Origin of the sequence: Micromonospora sp. NPDC005254, from assembly GCF_042872525.1 — a bacterium.
Classification (GTDB): domain Bacteria; phylum Actinomycetota; class Actinomycetes; order Mycobacteriales; family Micromonosporaceae; genus Micromonospora.
Map to the genome: position 1 here is coordinate 164,630 of NZ_JBIAKM010000011.1, position 17,480 is coordinate 182,109.

The window sequence follows — 17,480 nt, forward strand, 5'->3', positions numbered from 1 at the left end:
GAATCCTTGAACCATTGATGGCGTCAAGCGAGTCCGATACCGAGGAGCCGTCATGCCCCTGCAAGAGCGCACGTCCACCCGCCGCCGCCGGACCCTGCGGGCAGCCGCCGGGACGCTGGCCGCCGTCGCCGTCCTGACCGGACCCCCGGCGTTCGCCGCCGAATCCGGTCGGCCCGCCGGCCCACGCGACACCGTGCAGCGGCAACTGGACCGCCTGGTCAGCGAGGAGGGCTTTCCCGGCGTGCTCGCCTCGGTGCGGGGGACCGGCGGACGCGTCCGCGACTACACCGCCGGCGTCAGTGACCTCCGGTCGCACGGCCCGGTGCCCCGCGACGGCCAGGTCCGCATCGGCAGCAACACCAAGACCTTCACCGCCGTGGTCGTCCTGCAGTTGGTGGGGGAGGGCCGCATCGACCTGGACGCCACGGTCGAGCACTACCTGCCCGGCGTCGTGCGGGGCAACGGCAACGACGGCGGCGCGATCACCGTACGCCAGCTGCTCCAGCAGACGAGCGGCCTGCCCGACTACGACGACGTGCTGTTCACCCAGCCGCAGGACCTCGTCGACAAGAGTCACTCGTACTACCAGCCGCGCCGGCTGGTGGACGCCGCCCTCACGAACGCCCCGCACTTCGCGCCCGGGGCGAAGTGGGAGTACAGCAACACCAACTACGTGCTCGCCGGGCTCATCGTCGAGCAGGTCACCGAACGCCCCATCGGAGAGGAGATCACCAACCGCATCATCAGGCCGCTCGGTCTGCGGGACACGTACTGGCCGGGCGTCGGGGAGCAGCGCCTTCGGGGCACGCACCCACACGGCTACGTCGCGGTGGCCCCGGGCGCTGAGTGGGTGGACGTCACCGACATGGACCCGTCCCTGGGCTGGGCCGCCGGCCAACTGGTCTCGACCCCGGACGAGCTGCGGACCTTCTTCGAGGCGCTCGTCGGTGGCAGGCTGCTCAAGCCCGCGCAGCAGGCGGCCATGATGACGACCGTGCCCGCGCCCGGCTTCGAGCCGACCGGCGAGTACGAGTACGGGCTGGGCATCGCCCGGCACGAGCTGCCCTGCGGCGGCGACGGCTGGGGTCACGGCGGCGACATCCAGGGCTTCGAGACCCGCAACCTCGTCACCGAGGACGGCCGCGGCGCCGTCGTCGCGGTGACCGGTCTGCCGACCGGTGAGCAGATGCTCGCCGAGGTGAACGAGAGCGTCGAAACGGCGCTGTGCGCCACCGTCCACTGAGGCGGCACAGGCTGCTCCTCGCGCGCTCCACGGACCGGATCTCACCGGTCTGCGGGGCGCGGCGCGCCGCCCGGATCAGGTCGCCGAGCAGATCCGCCCTTATCGGGTGAGTCCGACGAGCGTGGCCAATCGCGCCACGTGGGTGGCTGCGGGGCCGCTGTGAGCGATCTCGGCGATGAGGGTACGGGCGGCAGGGCGGCAGCGGACTTCGGCGGGCGCGATGGTGTCGGCGTCGGCGAGGGAGCGTGCGGCGGCAGAGAGTTCGCCGAGATCGAGGTAGGCGCGGGCAGCGTCGATGAGGTGGGCGGCTCGATGTTCGGCGGGCAGTCGAGGCCAGTCGTCGCGGCGGATTGTCTGCTCGTGGTGGTGCACGGCGTGGTCGGTGTCGCCGAGGTGCAGGGCGGTGAGAAAGCGGGCGAGCAGCACGGCGCTCGGGCCGAACGCGGTGTGGTGGGGGTCGTCGTTCCCGGTGTTGCGGTCAGCCAGGGCGGTGGCGTGGTCGAGCAGGTCCTCGACGCGGCGGCGCTTGGCACAGGCGGCTGCAGCCATGGCGGCCTGGAGGAGCAGTGTTCCGCGTACCCCATTGTGGGCTGCGGTGCCGGTGGCAGCGAGGGCCGCGGTGAGGGCGAGTCGGTCGCGGCCAAGTGCGCGTAGCGCCTGGGCGACGCTGATGGTGGCGGCGCCGACGCAGACGGGGTCGCCGGTGGCGGCAGTGACGGCCCGGTCGGCGGCCAGCCAGGCGAGGTCGGGCTCGCCGAGTTTGATGAGTACGCAGGCGGTGATCCGGTACGTGGGCACCAGTAGGCCGGGTGTGGCGTGAGCGGCGTCGAGCAGCGCGGGTAGCGCCCGCAGCAGTGGGGCGTAGTGAGCGTGCTGGTAGCTGAGCCAGGCGTACGCCACCTGGCGTTGGACCTCGTCGGCGGGCAGGATGCGGGTGGGCCGGTGGTGGTAGTGGGCCAGGGCGGCGCGGACGGCGTCGATGCCGTCGATGCCGGTGACCGGCGCCGGTGGTGTGCGGGGGTGGAGGAGGACGGCCGGGTCAACGCGCAGCACCTCGGCGATGTCCTGCACGACGGAGTAGCGGTCCAGGCCGCGTACGCCGCGTTCGACCTTGTCGACCCAGCTCTTCGACTTGCCGAGTCGGTCGGCGAGCATCTGCTGGGTCATCCGACGGCGCGCCCGCCACCGGGCCACCCGCCGCCCGACGGGCTCGTCGCGCTCCGGCGCTGGCCCGGTCACCGGTCGCGTCCCTCGGGTAGCGGCTGGGTTTGCTGGCCGCAGTGGGGGCACCACCTTGCTTTCACCCTGAACGCCAGCAGCCCGAGCAGAAACCCCGGCACCAGCCCTCCGAATACCATCGCCGTCACTCCGGAAATCACGCATCACCTCACCTCCTGGCGTGGGTCACGCAACGCGACCCTTCACCGACCAGCACACCCTGGAATCTGCTCGTTGCGTGTAGTAATCAGGGTTGCGCATCAAGTGATGCAAGGCAAGCTTTTGCGGTGATCAACATCGACCTGCGTCAGGTTGATGCAAGACAATCGAGTGATGGTGGTGCACCATATGCGCATGCCTCGATTCACTCCTGCAACACCGCGCTCCCGCAGGCTCGGCCGGGAGCTGCGCAAGCTACGTGAAGCAAAGGGACTGACCGGTGACGGCGCCGCGGGGGTCGTCCGCTGCTCGCCGTCGCGGATCAGTCGGATCGAGTCCGGCGAGATCAAGCCTCGCGTCGGCGACGTCATGGAGTTGCTGGTCGCGTACGGCATCAAGATTGACGAGGAGCCCGGCACGTCGTTGCTGGAGCAGGCGCGTGGCCTGCGCGAAGAGGGCTGGTGGCAGCGCCTCGGCGGCAAGTACGCCACCTACATCGCCTACGAGACCGAGGCCATCGAGCTAAAGAACTTCGAGCCGATGCTGGTGCCGGGTCTACTCCAGACCGAGGCGTACGCCCGCGAGGTCAACCTCATCGGCCGGGAGACCGACCCCGAAGGCGTCAAGGAGCGGGTCGCCGCTCGGATGACGCGGCAGGAGGTGCTGCACCGCAAGCCGACACCGCTGCGGATGCACGCCATCCTCTCCGAGGCGTCGGTGCGGACCGAGGTCGGCGGTCCGGCTGTGCTGCGCGAGCAGCTCGACCACCTGGTCACGCTGAGCCGGCTGCCGAACGTCACGATCCAGGTGCTGCGCTTCGAGGCCGGCGCCCATCTGGCGGACGGCAGTGGCTTTGCGCTGCTTGCCTTCGAGCCGGACGATCCGCCGCTGGGCTACATCGAGACTCTTGCCGGCGAATTGTTCCTGGAGTCGAGCCGTGACATGGCGCGGCTGTCGGCGGCGTACGACAATCTGAGGACCCTGGCTATGTCGCCGGCCGAGTCGATCAGGTTCATCAAGGAGTTGAGCGAGGATGCAACGTAGCGCTTGGCGCACGTCGAGCCGGTCCGGCAGCAACGGTCAGTGCGTCGAGGTGCGGGACCGGGGCGCTCAGGTGGACGTCCGCGACTCCAAGGCCCCCGACGCCGGCATGCTGAGCTTCGAACCGGCGGCCTGGGACACGTTCATCGGCAGCATCAGGGCGTCGCACTGACTTGCCAGGGTCTGCGGGGCAGCGGTTGATCCGCTGCCCCGCGCGTCGTTGCGGAAGCTGGTGCTCTGCGTTAGCGACGCCGGATGCCTACAGGTACTCGGCTGCGAGTTGTTCCGCCTCGTTCACAAAACCGTCAAGCTCGGAAGGTGACATCTTTGCCTCAAGAAGTAGTTGCCCGAGGACGAAGACCTCAGCCGCGATCATGGTGTCGGCGGGGATGTTGTCGGCCAGTTCCTCTTCGCCGAGGGCCGCACGGATGAGCCCCTCCATTTCCAGGACTGGCAGGGTGTCGCCTTCCTCGTACTGCGCGCGGGTTGCCGACACCCAGGCAGCCACCTCGCTTGGGGTAGCTTCGGGCTCGAAGCGCCGGTGGACGGCGAGGGCGAAGGCAGCCCCTATGACCTGGAGGCCGCCGACCCAGCCGCTCCCGCCGATCTCGCCTACCAAGGCATCGGCGGCATCCCAGTCAGCTCGGGCCAACGCCCGAATCAGATTGCTGAGTGCACTAACGTCCACGTCTCCAAAACCTCGCAATCAGTTTGCCGGTTACCGCTGCCATTCGGCTTGCCGCCACACCCGCCAGCAAGCCGACTACCACGAGATTTCCCGCAGCCTCCGCACCATCGATCCTTGCCCGAGGTGCCGAACCCGGAACCGTAGGGGTGCCAGTAACCGTTGATTGTGTCCCTGAAGGACCTTTAGGGTTAGTAAGCACTTTGATCAACTTCTGTGTCTTGTCGGTGGCGTTGGCTGCGTGCTCTTGGAGATCGTCAGCTTTCCGTAGGGAGCGGTTGACCCAGCCCCGCGCCTTGGCGCGAGCCAGATCACGGCGATCATTGTCCGCCAGGAGATCCTCACCGGACGGTGGTCCCGTGGCGGCTGCCGTCGATTGCGGCACTGACCCGGGAGCGATGGCGTTCAGGAAGTCGGCGATGTTCCGGGCCGCGTCACTGCTCAGCCGGGCGAGCCGGTGGGCCTTGTCCGCCCCGGCCCGACTCTGGCTCACCGCCGCACGCAGCTTTGGATGGTCGGTGCCCCTGCCTACGTCGGCGTACCGGGCGCTTCCTTCGGCGACATCCGCTGCGGCGCGGTCCGCCTGCAATGCGACGGCGTCCAGCCGCTCGATCGTGGACTTGAGTTGGGCCACCACCTGAGCAAGCAGGCTGCTCACCCCAACGCCTTCCCGAACTCGTTACCACTCTCCTGTGCGGCGGTGACGGCGCGGAGGGTCAGCTTTACCTCGCGCATCGCCTCGGTGACGGCCTTGCGAGCCTTCGCCGCCTCATCACGCTGACTGTCATGCAGGGTCGCAAGCATGAGCCCAGCAGCCTCATTCAGGGAATCGCCGACACTCTCGACCGTGGTCCTGCCCTGGTCGAGCAGTTGGCTCGCTTCTCCGAGCGCGGCCTTGACCTCGCCGATGCTCACGGTCAGCCGAGAATGCTGATGTACTGCCGGGCTGCCGCAGTGCTGCCCTGGAGAGTGGTGGCTGCCTCGATCAGGCGTTGTTTACTCTGCTCGGCTCGGGCGATGGCCTCGGAGAGGGCGGGGTGCCCGGTGCCGGCGGCGACTGCGCGCAGTCGGGCTAGCACCTGCTCCGTGCCCTCGATGGTGGCCCGGATCTGGCTTGTCGTCGTGTTGCTCTGCTCGGCTGCCTGGGCGAGCGCGGCTTGACTTGCTCGATGCTGGCCATGCCGTCCTTCCGATCGACTGCGCGGCGAGGGATGCCGGTGTTATGCACGTGCAGTAGCGACGCAGACACTACCCAACATGAATCCCTTTCCGTAGCCCGTCTCGTGGACGTCAGGCGTGACGGCTCGGATCGTCGTCCGCCGCCGCTCGGGCGGGCGGTATCGGAGAGGGCTCCCAGCGGGTACCGGTAATCCCGGCAGCCTGTTCGTGGGCCCGGTTCAGGATTGTCTCCGCCTCCCGTCGCGCGGCGGTCACGATGCCCTCCGCTTCCAGCCGCGCGACGGCGCGGTGGTTGTCGGCCTGCTTCTCGGCGAGGTCGAGGATCTGCTCCACCCGGGTACCCAGGCCGCTGAGGGTCGGCGTCTGTCGCTTCCGCCGTCGTTGCTCGGCGACCATCGTCGCGCCGGCCGCCGCCTCGCTGCCAGCGTCGCGGTCGACCAGGCCGTCCTCGACGAGACTCGACTCCGTGGTGCCGACCAGGGAGAGCGCCACGCCGAGGGCGGCGATCGCGACACCGGACCAGACGGCGGCCGGCCCGAGGGACGGGCCGGCCGCGGCGCCGACGCCGAGCCCGACGAGGACGGCCGCGGTCCTGACTGGCTTGCGCACGAGTTCTCCTCGGGTGGCGCGGGGACGTGTGTCTCACGTTCCAGCATGACGATCGGGTCAAGCGTGGACCGCAGGGCTCACCGCGAGCCCCGGCTGGCCCGTCACGACACCGTCGCGGCAGTCTCCGTCCGGGTCGCGGTGACGCGGCGGCGACGCACCGGGTACGGGATCGGGTGGGAGATGCTCCAGGCGGCGCCCTTGCAGACGACCTCCTTGTAGCGGGCCGCCAGCCTCCCGGTGAGCAGGGACGGCTTGGCCCGGTCGTCGGCGGTCACGTACTGGATGATGCCGTCGCGCCGGCCGAGGCTGACGCACTGGTTGAAGTAGCGCAGCGGGGCCTTCGGAATCTTCGTCTGACCGGTCAGGCGCGTGGCGATGGCGTCGGCCGCCTGCCAGGCCATCGGAGCTCCCGAAGCGCAGGACATCCGCAGCGGCTTGCCGCCCGGCCCGGCGGCGAGTCCGGCGTCGCCGACGGCGTACACGTCGGGGTGCGAGACGGACCGCATGGTGTCGTCGACGACGATCTGCCCGGTGGCCGCGACGGTCAGACCGGTGGCGGCGGCGATGGGGTGCACGGCGAAGCCGGCCGTCCACACGATCACCTGCGCCGGGATCGTCGCGCCGTCGGTGGTGACCACGCCCGCCGGCTCCACCCGGACGACGTGGGTGTGCTCGTGGACCGTGATGCCGAGCCGGTCCGTGACGCCCCGCAGGTGGTGTCGCGCCCTGCCGTTGAGCCAGTCACCGAGACCGCCGCGGGCGGCGATCGCGACGTCGAGGTCGGGCCGGGCCTCGGCGATCTCGGTGACGGCCTCGAGGCCGGTGAGACCCCCGCCGACCACGAGCACGGTCTGATTGGGCGCGAGGTGGGCGAGGCGGTCACGCAGCCGCAGCGCCGACGGTCGGCCCGCGATGTCGTACGCGTGCTCGGCGACGCCCGGGACGCCATGATCGGCGGAAGCGCTGCCGAGGGCGTAGACGAGCGTGTCGTACGCGATCTCGTCGCTGCCTCGCCCGTCGGTCAGCGCGACGGTCCGGCGGTCGACGTCGACGGCGGTGACCCGGGCGACGCGGACCCGCACGCCGGTGCCGGCGTACACCTGGCTCAGCTCGTGGCGCTTGAGGTCCTGGCCCGTGGCGAGCTGGTGCATGCGGACCCGCTCGACGAAGTCGGCCTCGGCGTTGACGACGGTGATCTCGATGTCGTCGGGGTGCAACCGGCGGGCGAGGCGGCCGGCGGCGATCGCTCCGGCGTAGCCGGCTCCGAGGACGACGATGCGGTGCTTCATGGTGGCACTCCTGTCTCGGCGATTGTCGCTACCTGAACCGAGCAGCGACACGATTGCTGACAGGAGGCGGCTATGACCTGGGTCACCAGACGTGCAGGAGCGGCTCGGAGTGTGCGGAGACGGACCACTGGCGGGTGACGCGTTCGAGCTTGTCCGGGTTGACCTGGACGCGGATCGCCGCGACTCCCTCGGGCGTCACCTCCAGGGACATGACGCCGACGACCTGCTCGCCGGTCACGACCACCACTGCGGGGCCGCCGTTGACGACCTCGGCGTAGAGGGCGGGGCTGCCGCCCACCAGGTTCCGCTTGACGTCGCTGGGCCGGAACAGGCCGCGCAGGAACTTCGCCACCGCCAGCGCGCCGACGACCGCTGTCGTGCGGGCCGGGATCTTGCCGCCGCCGTCGCCGACGCTGGTCACGTCCCCGGTCAGCAACTCCACCAGCCGCTGAATCTGGCCGCTGTTGGCCGCCGTGAGGAACTCCGTGACGATCCTCCGCGCGGCGGCGTCGTCGACGTCGGCATGCGCCCGCTCGACGGTGACGTGCTGCTTGGCACGCCGGTAGATCTGCTGGCAGTTCGACTCGCTGACGCCGAGGATCTCGGCGATCTCACCGTGCGGGTAGCCGAATGCCTCGCGCAGCACGTACACCGCGCGCTCGTTGGGTGACAGCCGCTCCATGAGGGTGAGCACCGCCATCGAGACCGATTCGCGCTGCTCGACCGTGTCGACCGGGCCGAGCATCCGGTCCCCGGCGAGGACCGGCTCGGGAAGCCACGTGCCGACGTAGGTCTCCCGCCGGGCGCGCGCCGAGGTGAGCTGGTTGAGGCACAGGTTGGTGAGCACCCTCGTCAGCCACGCCTCGGGCGTCTCGACGCGCTCCCGGTCGGCGGCCTGCCAGCGCAGGAACGTGTCCTGCACCGCGTCCTCGGCGTCGCTTGCCGAGCCCAGCAGCCGGTAGGCGATCGCCTCCAGGCGGCCCCTGGAGCGCTCGAACACCTCGACCTCATCCGGACGCAGCGGCATGGCTCGACAGTAACCACGTCCGTCGCGTGGCCACGCGTGGTCCCGGGTCAGCAGGCGGAGCGCAGGTGGTTGTTCCGGTACCACGAGCAGATCCTCGTCACGCCGGGCGCCTCCGCCAGTCGGCGGCGCAACCGGTCCTGCCCGTCGGCCGACAGTCCGGGCTCGAACTCGACGAAGCTGGTCGGGCCCTCGTCGCCGTCGGTGTACCGGGTCTGCAGGCCGCGCACGCTCGAGTCTCCCGGCTCGACGAAATTGGTGAACCCGGAACCCGCATCGGTGTGGACGACGAAGCCCACCGGCGGGGACGTCAGCGACTCGTGCACCGCTCCGGCCGACGCCACGACCGGAACGACTACCAGCGCCGCGCCGACGAGCACCGACAGCCGGGCCCGCCACGGCGACCAGCGCGGATCCGCGGTGGTCGCCAGCAGGACCAGCAGCGCCGGCAGGATCCCGGCCGGCACGGGCCCGCAGGCCAGGACGAGCAACGGGACACCCACCGCCAGGCAGGCGTACGTGAACTGCCGCCGCCGCGCGACGAACAACGGGACCACGGTCAGCGCGACCGCGACCCACCCGATCCGGAAACGCAAGGTGTCGCCCCCGGTCTGGTACGTCCAGCCGAGACTGACCACGGAGGCCACCAGCGCGGTCACCACCAGGATGCGCTGCCACGCGTGGACCCTGTGCACCGTCGACGTCCGGATCATCGTCACGGCGGCAGTGTGCCAACCCGGCGCAACGAGGCGCTGCACACCTGCGCCACGGGCGGCTGTCGTATCGTGCGGACATGACACACCCGGTGTGGGCGGACGCCGATGCGTACGAGGCGTACGTGGGTCGGTGGAGCAGCCTGGTCGCGGGCGATTTCGTACGCGGACTGGCCGTGGCACCCGGGCGGCACTGGCTGGACGTGGGCTGCGGCACCGGCGCGTTGACCTCGACGGTCCTCGGCGAGGCCGATCCCGCCCGGATCACCGGCATCGACCCCTCGGCGGGCTTCATCGCTCAGGCGCGTGCCCGCGTCCAGGATGCGTGCGCGAGCTTCCACGTCGGTGACGCCCGCGCTCTGCCGGTGGCCGACCGTGCCGTCGACGTGGTGGTCAGCGGGCTGACGCTCAACTTCGTGCCCGAGCCGGCGCGGGCGGTGGCCGAGTTCGCCCGGGTCGTCCGGCCGGCGGGGGTGGTGTCCGCCTACGTGTGGGACTACACGGAGGGCATGGCGATGATGCGGCACTTCTGGGCCGCCGTCGCCCACCTCGACCCGGCCGCGGCGGGGCGGGACGAGGCGAGTCGCTTCAGCGTGTGCCGGCCCGGCCCCTTGCGGGAGCTGTGGGTGGACGCCGGCCTGCGGGACGTGTCGGTCCGGCCGGTGGACGTACCGACGGTGTTCGCCGACTTCGACGACTACTGGCGGCCGTTCCTCGGCGGGCAGGGCAGCGCTCCGTCGTACGTCACCTCGCTTGGCGAGCCGCAACGGGCGGCGTTGCGGGACCTGTTGGCCGCCCAGTTGCCGATCGAGCCGGACGGCTCGATCCGGCTCACCGCGCGGGCCTGGGCCGTGGCGGGCACGGCGCCGTGACGGGGACGGGTCAGGCCGGCTGCATGAGGCCGGCGCGACAGGCGAAGGACACCACCTGTCGTCGGCTCGCGGCACGCCGGTAGTCCAGCACAGCGCGCTGTCGGCGAGCTTCCGATCGGCTGTCCCGCGCCCGGCGCGGCCCGACACCAGGGCGTATGTCGCTAACCGGACAAGACGGTAAAGCCCCTGGTAGAGCACGCTTAGGGCAGGCGAGAAGGCGGACGGATGTCGGGCCACATCCCAGTCCTCCGGCCCACCGCGGACAGCATCGTCCGCGTCGGTGCCGCCCTCACCCAGCCCGGCCCCGCCCCGGCGGGCACGGCACAGCCGCCGGCCCGACCACCCGTACGGCTCGGCCCCCCACACCGCTGCGGGCGCCAGCGGCGGTGGCCATCGCCCACCGCCGGCGACGCCGCCCACCGGCCGCGCCACCGCTTCGTGCCCCACCAGCCTTCACGCATCGTGGATTCCGCCTGGTCCGGCGTCGCTCACCCGCGCGTCCGCCCCGGCGACCTCATCAGAGAGAGGCCCTGACATGGCGGCTCCTACCGCGACCGCAGCCCTGAACGCGTCCGTCTTCGCGCCGGGTGACCAGATGCTGCTGACCGTCACGTACTCCGACGCCGACACCAAACCGCTGACCGTCACCATCGTGGTCACCGACGCGCAGGGCAACAGCAGCGCGCCGGTCAAGGTCACCGCGGTCATCGATCCGCTGGCCGTGACCGTGACCGACAACTCCGGGCGTACCTGGTCCCGGGTCTCCGACAACGGCTCAGTTGCCGTGTACCGGGCGGTGGCGTGATGCCCCGGGTCACCGTCCAGGTTCGCGACGCGGCCGGCAACACCGCGACGGCCGGCGTCGACTACAGCCTGCGCCAGCCGGTCCTCGGGGGCTACTACCTGTCCGGAGGCGCCGACCCGACGGCCGACATGGCCGGTGGCAACTTCCGCTCGCTGACCCAGTACCGCAGCTTCGCCGACGGGTACATCTTTCCCGGCTACAACCGGCCCTGGCTCATCAACCTGGGCAAGGCCGGGATGCAGATCAACATGGTCCTTGAGCTGAAGCACTACGGCGCTCCGAACGCCGGGCCGCAGACCTTCACGGTGGACGGCGTCACCTACACCGTGCCGGCGCCGTCGATGACCATCCAGCAGCGTCCCGGCACCACCTGGCCGAAGGCGTACGGGTACACCCAGGTGCTCAACGGCCAGTGCGACGGGTTGTTCGCGCGTGCCCTGTCCCAGTACCGGGCGCTCGGTTTCGGGGTGAACATCCAGCTCGCGTCCGAGCTGGACACGGACCACGAGTTCGGCACGACCGAGGCTGGCAAGGCGTACACCTGGGCCGAGTCGGACCGGCGGGCAGTGCAGGCCATGACCTACATCGTCACCTGGTTCAAGGCCCGCACGTTGCCCGCCGGGACGAGCTTCTCGGTCGGGTTGGGCGGCTTCGACCGGGCGTGTTTTCAGCGCACCCACCCGGAGTCGCTGATGTCGCGGCTGGACTACCTGCAGTGGAACGCCTACGCGACAGCCGTCGGCCAGACCGCGCTGGCCCGCTTCCGCCGGACGAAGGACTGGGCGGTGGCGGACCTCGGCCCGGTGGCGCTGTCCCGGCCCGTGATCATCGCGGAGTACGGGGTGCGGGCGGCCCAGATCCCGGACCAGGCGGCCTGGATCCGCACCGTTCCGGCGGCGATCGCCCAGCTCAACGCCGAGCGTGGCCCGCGGATCTCGCGGACCAACTACTTCAACTCCGGGTGGGGCACGCTGTCGCCGAAGGCGGCCGGGTTGGCCGCGCTGCGCACCGCGTACGCCACCCGGCCGTACGTCTGAGGAGGGGCGGCGGTCACTCGGCGTCGAGCTGCTCGGCGTACGTGTCGCGCAGCGCGGGCCAGCCGAAGTCCTTGGCCTCGGCGCCCCGGATCGGGCCGACCGGGTCGCCGTCGAGCAGCCGGTCGGCCACGTCGAGGCAGAGGTGCCAGCCGGCGGCGACCATCGGCAGCATGCCCCGCTCGGCGATGGTGTGCCGCAGGGTGAGCCGGGTGCCGGCACCCAGCGGGGTCAGCTCCCAGCACAGTAGGTCGTCGCCCCAGGTGTACTCCAGTAGGTGAGGCGGCTCGGCCCGGCGTACCGTCGCCGGTTGCTCCTGGGTGGTCTCGCCGTCGACGAGGGTGAGCACGGCGGCGCCGGGGTCACCGAGGTTCCGGTCGGCGAGGAACGGGGCCCACTGGGCGAGTTGGGTCGGGTCGGTCAGCGCCGCCCACACGGTGGCCGGCGGCTGCCGCAGGTCACGGACGAAGACCAGGATGGCGCCGCCGTCGGTGGGCTCGGCGCGCACCTCGGCGGGTGGGCTCGGGCGGAATGCGTCGCGGTTCATTCACTGCTCCTGACTGTCCAGGTGCCGTTGCAGGGCGTCCAGGTGCCGGGTCCAGAGCCGGCGGTACGGGGCGAGCCAGCCGTCCACCGCTCGCAGCGGGCCCGGCTCGAGGCGGTAGATCCGCTGCCGCGCCGCGGTCCGGCAGGAGACGAAGCCGGCCTCGCGCAGCACCCGCAGGTGTTTGGAGACGGCCGGCTGGCTGACCCCCAGCCCGTCGACCAATTCGCCCACACTGCGGTCGGCGTCGCGGAGCGCGTCGAGGATCCGGCGTCGGGTGGGCTCGGCGAGGACGGTGAAGGCGTCGGTGGACACCGACCCAATATGCCTACCCAGTTATATGTCTGTCAAGGTATATGACGAGGACGGGCGGTGCCCGGTGCGGCTACCTATGCTCGGACCATGGAACTGCGGATCTTCACCGAGCCCCAGCAGGGCGCCACCTACGACCAGGTGCTCGCGGTGGCCCGCCGCGCCGAGGATGACGGCTTCGGCGCGTTCTTCCGGTCCGACCACTACCTCAGGATGGGCGAGGTGAGCGGCGACCCCGGCCCCACCGACGCGTGGACCACGCTCGCCGGCCTGGCCCGCGACACCAGCCGCATCCGGCTCGGCACCCTGATGACCGCCGCCACCTTCCGGCTGCCCGGCCCGCTGGCCATCACCGTGGCGCAGGTCGACCAGATGAGCGGCGGTCGGGTGGAGCTGGGCATCGGCACCGGCTGGTACGCCGAGGAGCACACCGCGTACGGCATTCCGTTCCCGGCTCTGGGCGAGCGGTTCGACCGGCTGGAGGAGCAGCTCGCGGTCATCACCGGGCTGTGGTCCACCCCGACCGGGCAGCGGTTCAGCCACGCTGGCCGGTACTACCCGGTCAGCGACTCCCCGGCCCTGCCCAAGCCGGTGCAGCAGCCCCGCCCGCCGATCCTGCTCGGCGGGATGGGCCCGAAGCGCACGCCCCGGCTGGCCGCCCGCTACGCCGACGAGTTCAACCTGCCGTTCGCCTCGCCGGCGGACTCTGCCGCGCAGTTCGAGCGGGTCCGCGCGGCGTGCGCCGAGATCGGTCGCGACCCAGGCGACCTGGTCTGGTCCAACGCCCTGGTGCTCTGCTGCGGGCGCAACGACGCCGAGGTGGCCCGCCGGGCCGCCGCCATCGGCCGCGAGCCGGACGAGCTGCGGGCCAACGGTCTCGCCGGCACGCCCGACGAGGTCCTGGACACCATCGGCCGGTACGCGAAGATCGGCAGCCAGCGGCTCTATCTCCAGGTGCTCGACCTGACCGACCTGGACCACCTCGACCTGGTCGCGACCGAGGTGCTGGCGAACCTGTGAGCCGACCGGCCGGTCAGGCGCCCCGGTGGGCGCCGACCGCGCCCGGGTCGCGCAGCACGGTGTCCAGCCGGCCGTCGCGGTCGCTGTCCACATAGGTGATGTCCGGTACGCCGTCGCCGTCCACATCGATCTGGACGACGTCGGCGACGCCGTCCCCGTCGAGGTCGGTGACCACCTCGACCGAGCCGTCCAGGTGGCGCGTCACGATCGACTGCGGCCCGGCGGCGGGTTCGCGCGGCGGCGGACCGGGCGACGGTACGGGCGTCGGCGCGGGCGCGGGGGCGGGTGTCGGACGGGGGCCGGGCGTGGGCGACGGGTGGCTCGACAACCGGACGCCCGGCGGGGCGCTGGCCGGCTCGACAGCGCTGCCGGTCGGGTCCAGCTCCTCCTCCGACGGATACACGTCGCCCCGCAGGGCCGGATCACGGTAGCTGCTCATGGGCGTAGGGTTCCCCGACGATGGCGAGAACAACCGTGCCCGATCGTCCGGTGTCCGTGGCGCCCGGTCTGTCAGAGGATGCGGGGACCGACGCCACGGTCATGAACGGGGGTCCGAGCGTGGAGCTGCGCCGGAGCCGGGGGGCCCGGGTGCTCGCCCTGGTGTGCGTACTCGGTGGGGTGCTCCTGTTGGTCTACCCCAGCGACGGCGCCCTGCTACGGACGATCGTCGCCGTGGGTGCGATCGCGCTCGGCGCGGTGGCGCTGGTCAGCGCGATGCGGCCGTTCCGCTTCGGGATCACCCCGGAAGGGCTCAGCATCCGGCGGCCCGGCCTGCGCCGGGAGATCCGGTGGGCCGAGGTCGACGCGCTGGTCCTCGACGAGCCGCCCCGCCGCGACGGCTACTCGACACCGCCGCGCCTGCTGCTGGTGCCCGCCCCGGGTGTGACGTTCGAGCCGGTCACCGCCCGCCACCCGATCGACGGCCGGCCCGCCATCGAGCTGCTCGTCTTCGACCAGGTCCGGGAGCAACCCGAGCAGGTGGCCGAGGCGCTGGCGCGCTGCGCCGGGGACCGCTTCGTCGACCTGGTCGCTCTGCGCCGCGCCGCCTTCGCGGCCCCGGACCTCCCGGTCGGCCTGCGCGGCTACCAGATGGATCGGGTCGACCGGTTGATCCGACGCGGCCAGGACGCCCTGATGTCCGGGAACGCGGCGACCCGGCAGGCGGCCCGGGGCGAGATCGAACGCGCCACGGCCGCCGGTCTGCCGATCGCCCAACGCGGCTACAACTCGTACCAGGCGGATGCGGTTCTGGACGCCCTCATCGCCGCATTGGCCGACCACCAGTCCACCGATCGGGAGACCGCCCCATGACCGCGCAGGGACAGCACCTGACGTCGAGCGCCGACGTGCCACGCCGCAACTGGGCCGGCAACGTGCGCTACGCCGCGCGGGAGTTCCACAGCCCCACCACCGTCGACGAGGTGCGCCGGCTGGTCGCCGGCAGCTCCCGGATCCGCGCGGTGGGCACCGGACACTCCTTCAACCGCCTCGGCGACACCGAGGGCGACCTGGTCAGTCTCGCCGGCCTGCCCCCGACCGTGGAGGTGGACCGCGAGCGCGGGCAGGTCACCGTGAGCGGGGCGATGCGCTACGGCGACCTCGCCGGACACCTGCACACCCAGGGGTACGCGCTGGCCAACCTCGCCTCGCTGCCGCACATCTCGGTCGCCGGCGCGGTGGCCACCGCCACCCACGGCTCCGGCCCCACCCACGGCAACCTGGCCACCTCGGTCGCCGCCCTGGAGCTGGTCACCGCCGATGGGGACCTGACGCACGTGGACCGCGACACCGACGGCGACACGTTCGCCGGCATGGTGGTCGGGCTCGGCGCGCTCGGCCTGGTCACCCGGGTCACCCTGGATTTGGTGCCGGCGTTCGAGCTGCGCCAGTACGTGCGCCTCGACCTGCCCGTCGAGGCGCTGGACGAGGCGCTCGACTCGGCGTACAGCGTGAGCGTGTTCACCGACTGGCGTACCCCGCGCCTGCGGGAGGTGTGGCGCAAGCAGCTCGCCGACCAGCCGCCGCCGGAGGGGGACTGGCTCGGCACCACGGCCGCCGACCAGCCGCGGCACCCGGTGCTCGGCATGCCGGCGGAGAACTGCACCCCGCAGCTCGGCGTGCCGGGCCCGTGGCACGAGCGGTTGCCGCACTTCAAGCTCGGCTTCACCCCGAGCAGCGGTGACGAACTCCAGTCCGAGTACCACCTGCCGCGTACGGCGGCGGCCGGGGCGCTCGCCGCGCTGGCCGAGGTGGCGCACCTGATCGCGCCTGTGTTGCACGTGTGTGAGCTGCGGACGGTGGCCGCCGACGAGCTGTGGCTCAGCCCGAACCACAGGCGGGACAGCTTCGTGGTCCACTTCACCTGGGTCGACGACGCCGACGCGGTGCTGCCGGTGCTGGCCGAGGTGGAGGACCGCCTGGCGCCGTTCGCGCCCCGCCCGCACTGGGGCAAGGTCTTCGTCACCGCCCCGACCGAGCTGGCCGCCCGCTACCCCCGCCACGCCGACTTCGCCGCCCTGCTGACCCGCCTGGACCCGACCGGCACGTTCCGCACCGACGGGCTGGACCGCTACTTCCCCCGCTGACCGGCCGGGGTGCGCAGGCTGCCGCGCTGGACGGCACGGCTGATGTCGCTGGGGGAGACGATGCCGGTGAGCATGCCGTCGTCGCTCACCACCAGGGCGCGACCGTCGGCGCACTCGTTGAGCCGGGGGAGCAGGTCGTTGAGCTGTTCACCCGGCCGGGCGAGCACCAGATCGTCGGCCCGGCAGGCCACCTCGGCCAGCGTGGTCGACGCGCGCCGCTCGGCCGGTACGCCCCGCACCCGGTCCACGGTGACCAGGCCGGTAGGTCGGCCATCCTCGGTCAGCGGCAGCGCCGAGTGCCGGTACGCGAAGAGGTAGTGGTCCACGAAGTCGGCGACCGTCATGTCCGCCGACGCGGTCTGCGGCTGCGGCGTCATCACGTCGGCGACCCGGATTCCGCGCAGCGCACTTCCGGCGCGGGCCTGCCGCTCCTCCACCCCGGCGGCGCCGATCAGGAACCAGCCGATCAGCACCAACCAGAGCCCGCCGAAGCCAACACCGGACAGGAACCGCCACAGCCCGAGGCCGATGAGCAGCGCGCCGAGCACCCAGCCGGCCCGGGCGGCCACCACCGAGGCCCGGCTCCGGTCGCCGGTGGCCTTCCACACCGCCGCGCGCAGCAGCCGACCACCGTCCAGCGGCGCGGCCGGCAGCACGTTGAAGACCGCCAGGAGCACGTTGATGCCGGCCAGCCACGCGATCGCGCCGAAGAGCAGCCCACCCTGCCCGACCAGCGCGAACAGCAAAGCGATGACACCGAAGAACGCCCCGAGCAGCAGGCTGACCAGCGGACCAACGCCCGCGATCCGCAGCTCCGCGCCGGGGTCGCGCGGCTCGCCCCGCAACTCGGCCACCCCGCCGAACAGCCAGAGCGTGATGCTCTCGACGGTCAGCCCGTTGCGCTTGGCGACCACGGCGTGCGACACCTCGTGGGCGAGCAGGCCGACGAAGAAGACGACCGCCGCGGCCAGGCCGGCGAGGGTGTACGCCACGGGCGAGCGGTCCGGGTACGAACGCGGGAACTGGTTGGCGGCCAGGGCCCACGCGATCAACCCGAAGATGACCAGGACGCTCCAGTTGACGCCGACCGGCACCCCCGCGATCCGGCCAAGCCGGAAACTGGCCCTCATCCCGGGCGCATACCCCTA

General features: G+C 71.6%; 22 protein-coding genes. 9 read left to right on the forward strand and 13 right to left on the reverse strand.

Going from position 1 to position 17,480, the window contains the following annotated elements:
- Positions 1–52 precede the first annotated feature (52 nt).
- Positions 53–1,243, forward strand: a complete 1,191-nt coding sequence (locus tag ACFYPR_RS29130) for a serine hydrolase domain-containing protein (protein ID WP_387263585.1) — start codon at positions 53–55, stop codon at positions 1,241–1,243.
- 99 nt (positions 1,244–1,342) lie between these two features.
- Here the strand turns inward: ACFYPR_RS29130 and ACFYPR_RS29135 are convergent, their stop codons facing one another.
- A complete protein-coding gene (locus tag ACFYPR_RS29135) occupies positions 1,343–2,482 on the reverse strand; it encodes a helix-turn-helix domain-containing protein (protein WP_387263586.1) in 1,140 nt (379 codons plus the stop codon).
- A gap of 312 nt (positions 2,483–2,794) precedes the next feature.
- Here ACFYPR_RS29135 and ACFYPR_RS29140 point away from each other — a divergent pair, with 312 nt between their 5' ends.
- Positions 2,795–3,664, forward strand: coding sequence for a helix-turn-helix domain-containing protein (locus tag ACFYPR_RS29140; protein ID WP_387263676.1), 870 nt, complete (start codon positions 2,795–2,797; stop codon positions 3,662–3,664).
- Positions 3,654–3,833 (forward strand): DUF397 domain-containing protein, encoded by a 180-nt coding sequence (locus tag ACFYPR_RS29145; protein WP_387180415.1) that lies wholly within the window; start codon positions 3,654–3,656, stop codon positions 3,831–3,833. Before ACFYPR_RS29140 ends, ACFYPR_RS29145 begins: the two co-directional genes overlap by 11 nt.
- A gap of 87 nt (positions 3,834–3,920) precedes the next feature.
- Here ACFYPR_RS29145 and ACFYPR_RS29150 read toward each other — a convergent pair whose 3' ends face one another.
- From ACFYPR_RS29150 to ACFYPR_RS29185, 8 genes are all read right to left on the reverse strand, one after another.
- A complete protein-coding gene (locus tag ACFYPR_RS29150; protein WP_387180412.1) occupies positions 3,921–4,349 on the reverse strand; it encodes a hypothetical protein in 429 nt (142 codons plus the stop codon).
- On the reverse strand, positions 4,339–5,004 hold the full coding sequence (locus ACFYPR_RS29155) for a hypothetical protein (RefSeq protein ID WP_387263588.1): 666 nt from the start codon (positions 5,002–5,004) through the stop codon (positions 4,339–4,341). Before ACFYPR_RS29155 ends, ACFYPR_RS29150 begins: the two co-directional genes overlap by 11 nt.
- Entirely contained in the window at positions 5,001–5,261 is a 261-nt protein-coding gene (locus tag ACFYPR_RS29160; RefSeq protein WP_387180407.1) for a hypothetical protein, read from the reverse strand. The genes ACFYPR_RS29155 and ACFYPR_RS29160 overlap by 4 nt, the downstream gene beginning before the upstream one ends.
- A gap of 2 nt (positions 5,262–5,263) precedes the next feature.
- Positions 5,264–5,425, reverse strand: coding sequence for a hypothetical protein (locus tag ACFYPR_RS29165; protein WP_387263591.1), 162 nt, complete (start codon positions 5,423–5,425; stop codon positions 5,264–5,266).
- Positions 5,426–5,636: 211 nt separating this feature from the next.
- Positions 5,637–6,134: a hypothetical protein gene (locus ACFYPR_RS29170; RefSeq protein ID WP_387263594.1), complete on the reverse strand. Its 498-nt coding sequence runs from the start codon at positions 6,132–6,134 to the stop codon at positions 5,637–5,639.
- A gap of 101 nt (positions 6,135–6,235) precedes the next feature.
- A complete protein-coding gene (locus tag ACFYPR_RS29175) occupies positions 6,236–7,423 on the reverse strand; it encodes an NAD(P)/FAD-dependent oxidoreductase (protein WP_387263597.1) in 1,188 nt (395 codons plus the stop codon).
- A gap of 82 nt (positions 7,424–7,505) precedes the next feature.
- Complete coding sequence (locus tag ACFYPR_RS29180) at positions 7,506–8,450, reverse strand: RNA polymerase sigma-70 factor (RefSeq protein WP_387263600.1); 945 nt, start codon at positions 8,448–8,450, stop codon at positions 7,506–7,508.
- A gap of 47 nt (positions 8,451–8,497) precedes the next feature.
- Positions 8,498–9,166, reverse strand: a complete 669-nt coding sequence (locus tag ACFYPR_RS29185) for a hypothetical protein (RefSeq protein WP_387263603.1) — start codon at positions 9,164–9,166, stop codon at positions 8,498–8,500.
- A 74-nt stretch (positions 9,167–9,240) separates the two neighbouring features.
- On the opposite strand from ACFYPR_RS29185, the gene ACFYPR_RS29190 reads away from it, so the two are divergent.
- The 3 genes from ACFYPR_RS29190 to ACFYPR_RS29200 all read left to right on the forward strand — a co-directional run bounded on the left by ACFYPR_RS29190 (position 9,241) and on the right by ACFYPR_RS29200 (position 11,874).
- Complete coding sequence (locus tag ACFYPR_RS29190; RefSeq protein WP_387263605.1) at positions 9,241–10,032, forward strand: class I SAM-dependent methyltransferase; 792 nt, start codon at positions 9,241–9,243, stop codon at positions 10,030–10,032.
- Positions 10,033–10,567: 535 nt separating this feature from the next.
- Positions 10,568–10,837: a hypothetical protein gene (locus tag ACFYPR_RS29195; protein ID WP_354856293.1), complete on the forward strand. Its 270-nt coding sequence runs from the start codon at positions 10,568–10,570 to the stop codon at positions 10,835–10,837.
- Complete coding sequence (locus ACFYPR_RS29200; protein ID WP_387263607.1) at positions 10,837–11,874, forward strand: hypothetical protein; 1,038 nt, start codon at positions 10,837–10,839, stop codon at positions 11,872–11,874. Before ACFYPR_RS29195 ends, ACFYPR_RS29200 begins: the two co-directional genes overlap by 1 nt.
- Before the next feature lie 13 nt (positions 11,875–11,887).
- On the opposite strand, the gene ACFYPR_RS29205 is transcribed toward ACFYPR_RS29200, so the two are convergent.
- Both ACFYPR_RS29205 and ACFYPR_RS29210 read right to left on the reverse strand, forming a co-directional pair.
- Positions 11,888–12,418, reverse strand: coding sequence for an SRPBCC family protein (locus ACFYPR_RS29205; RefSeq protein ID WP_354856290.1), 531 nt, complete (start codon positions 12,416–12,418; stop codon positions 11,888–11,890).
- Positions 12,419–12,730, reverse strand: coding sequence for a metalloregulator ArsR/SmtB family transcription factor (locus tag ACFYPR_RS29210; RefSeq protein WP_354856288.1), 312 nt, complete (start codon positions 12,728–12,730; stop codon positions 12,419–12,421).
- 87 nt (positions 12,731–12,817) lie between these two features.
- Here ACFYPR_RS29210 and ACFYPR_RS29215 point away from each other — a divergent pair, with 87 nt between their 5' ends.
- Positions 12,818–13,747, forward strand: a complete 930-nt coding sequence (locus tag ACFYPR_RS29215; RefSeq protein WP_387263609.1) for an LLM class F420-dependent oxidoreductase — start codon at positions 12,818–12,820, stop codon at positions 13,745–13,747.
- 13 nt (positions 13,748–13,760) lie between these two features.
- Here the strand turns inward: ACFYPR_RS29215 and ACFYPR_RS29220 are convergent, their stop codons facing one another.
- Positions 13,761–14,186, reverse strand: coding sequence for a hypothetical protein (locus tag ACFYPR_RS29220; protein ID WP_387180380.1), 426 nt, complete (start codon positions 14,184–14,186; stop codon positions 13,761–13,763).
- A gap of 101 nt (positions 14,187–14,287) precedes the next feature.
- Between ACFYPR_RS29220 and ACFYPR_RS29225 the strand changes: the two genes are divergently transcribed.
- Positions 14,288–15,058, forward strand: coding sequence for a hypothetical protein (locus ACFYPR_RS29225; protein ID WP_387263612.1), 771 nt, complete (start codon positions 14,288–14,290; stop codon positions 15,056–15,058).
- Positions 15,055–16,332 (forward strand): FAD-binding protein, encoded by a 1,278-nt coding sequence (locus ACFYPR_RS29230; protein WP_387263615.1) that lies wholly within the window; start codon positions 15,055–15,057, stop codon positions 16,330–16,332. Before ACFYPR_RS29225 ends, ACFYPR_RS29230 begins: the two co-directional genes overlap by 4 nt.
- Here ACFYPR_RS29230 and ACFYPR_RS29235 read toward each other — a convergent pair.
- On the reverse strand, positions 16,317–17,462 hold the full coding sequence (locus ACFYPR_RS29235) for a site-2 protease family protein (RefSeq protein ID WP_387263618.1): 1,146 nt from the start codon (positions 17,460–17,462) through the stop codon (positions 16,317–16,319). The genes ACFYPR_RS29230 and ACFYPR_RS29235 overlap by 16 nt on opposite strands.
- Positions 17,463–17,480 lie beyond the last annotated feature (18 nt).

Bases quoted from the DNA above. Each gene is read 5' to 3' on its own strand.
- ACFYPR_RS29130 (WP_387263585.1), top strand. From the start codon at position 53: ATGCCCCTGCAAGAGCGCACGTCCACCCGCCGCCGCCGGACCCTGCGG.
- ACFYPR_RS29190 (WP_387263605.1), top strand. From the start codon at position 9,241: ATGACACACCCGGTGTGGGCGGACGCCGATGCGTACGAGGCGTACGTG.
- ACFYPR_RS29230 (WP_387263615.1), top strand. From the start codon at position 15,055: ATGACCGCGCAGGGACAGCACCTGACGTCGAGCGCCGACGTGCCACGC.
- ACFYPR_RS29180 (WP_387263600.1), bottom strand. From the start codon at position 8,450: ATGCCGCTGCGTCCGGATGAGGTCGAGGTGTTCGAGCGCTCCAGGGGC.
- ACFYPR_RS29205 (WP_354856290.1), bottom strand. From the start codon at position 12,418: ATGAACCGCGACGCATTCCGCCCGAGCCCACCCGCCGAGGTGCGCGCC.
- ACFYPR_RS29145 (WP_387180415.1), top strand. From the start codon at position 3,654: ATGCAACGTAGCGCTTGGCGCACGTCGAGCCGGTCCGGCAGCAACGGT.
- ACFYPR_RS29200 (WP_387263607.1), top strand. From the start codon at position 10,837: ATGCCCCGGGTCACCGTCCAGGTTCGCGACGCGGCCGGCAACACCGCG.
- ACFYPR_RS29235 (WP_387263618.1), bottom strand. From the start codon at position 17,462: ATGAGGGCCAGTTTCCGGCTTGGCCGGATCGCGGGGGTGCCGGTCGGC.
- ACFYPR_RS29215 (WP_387263609.1), top strand. From the start codon at position 12,818: ATGGAACTGCGGATCTTCACCGAGCCCCAGCAGGGCGCCACCTACGAC.
- ACFYPR_RS29195 (WP_354856293.1), top strand. From the start codon at position 10,568: ATGGCGGCTCCTACCGCGACCGCAGCCCTGAACGCGTCCGTCTTCGCG.
- ACFYPR_RS29175 (WP_387263597.1), bottom strand. From the start codon at position 7,423: ATGAAGCACCGCATCGTCGTCCTCGGAGCCGGCTACGCCGGAGCGATC.
- ACFYPR_RS29220 (WP_387180380.1), bottom strand. From the start codon at position 14,186: ATGAGCAGCTACCGTGATCCGGCCCTGCGGGGCGACGTGTATCCGTCG.
- ACFYPR_RS29225 (WP_387263612.1), top strand. From the start codon at position 14,288: ATGAACGGGGGTCCGAGCGTGGAGCTGCGCCGGAGCCGGGGGGCCCGG.
- ACFYPR_RS29140 (WP_387263676.1), top strand. From the start codon at position 2,795: ATGGTGGTGCACCATATGCGCATGCCTCGATTCACTCCTGCAACACCG.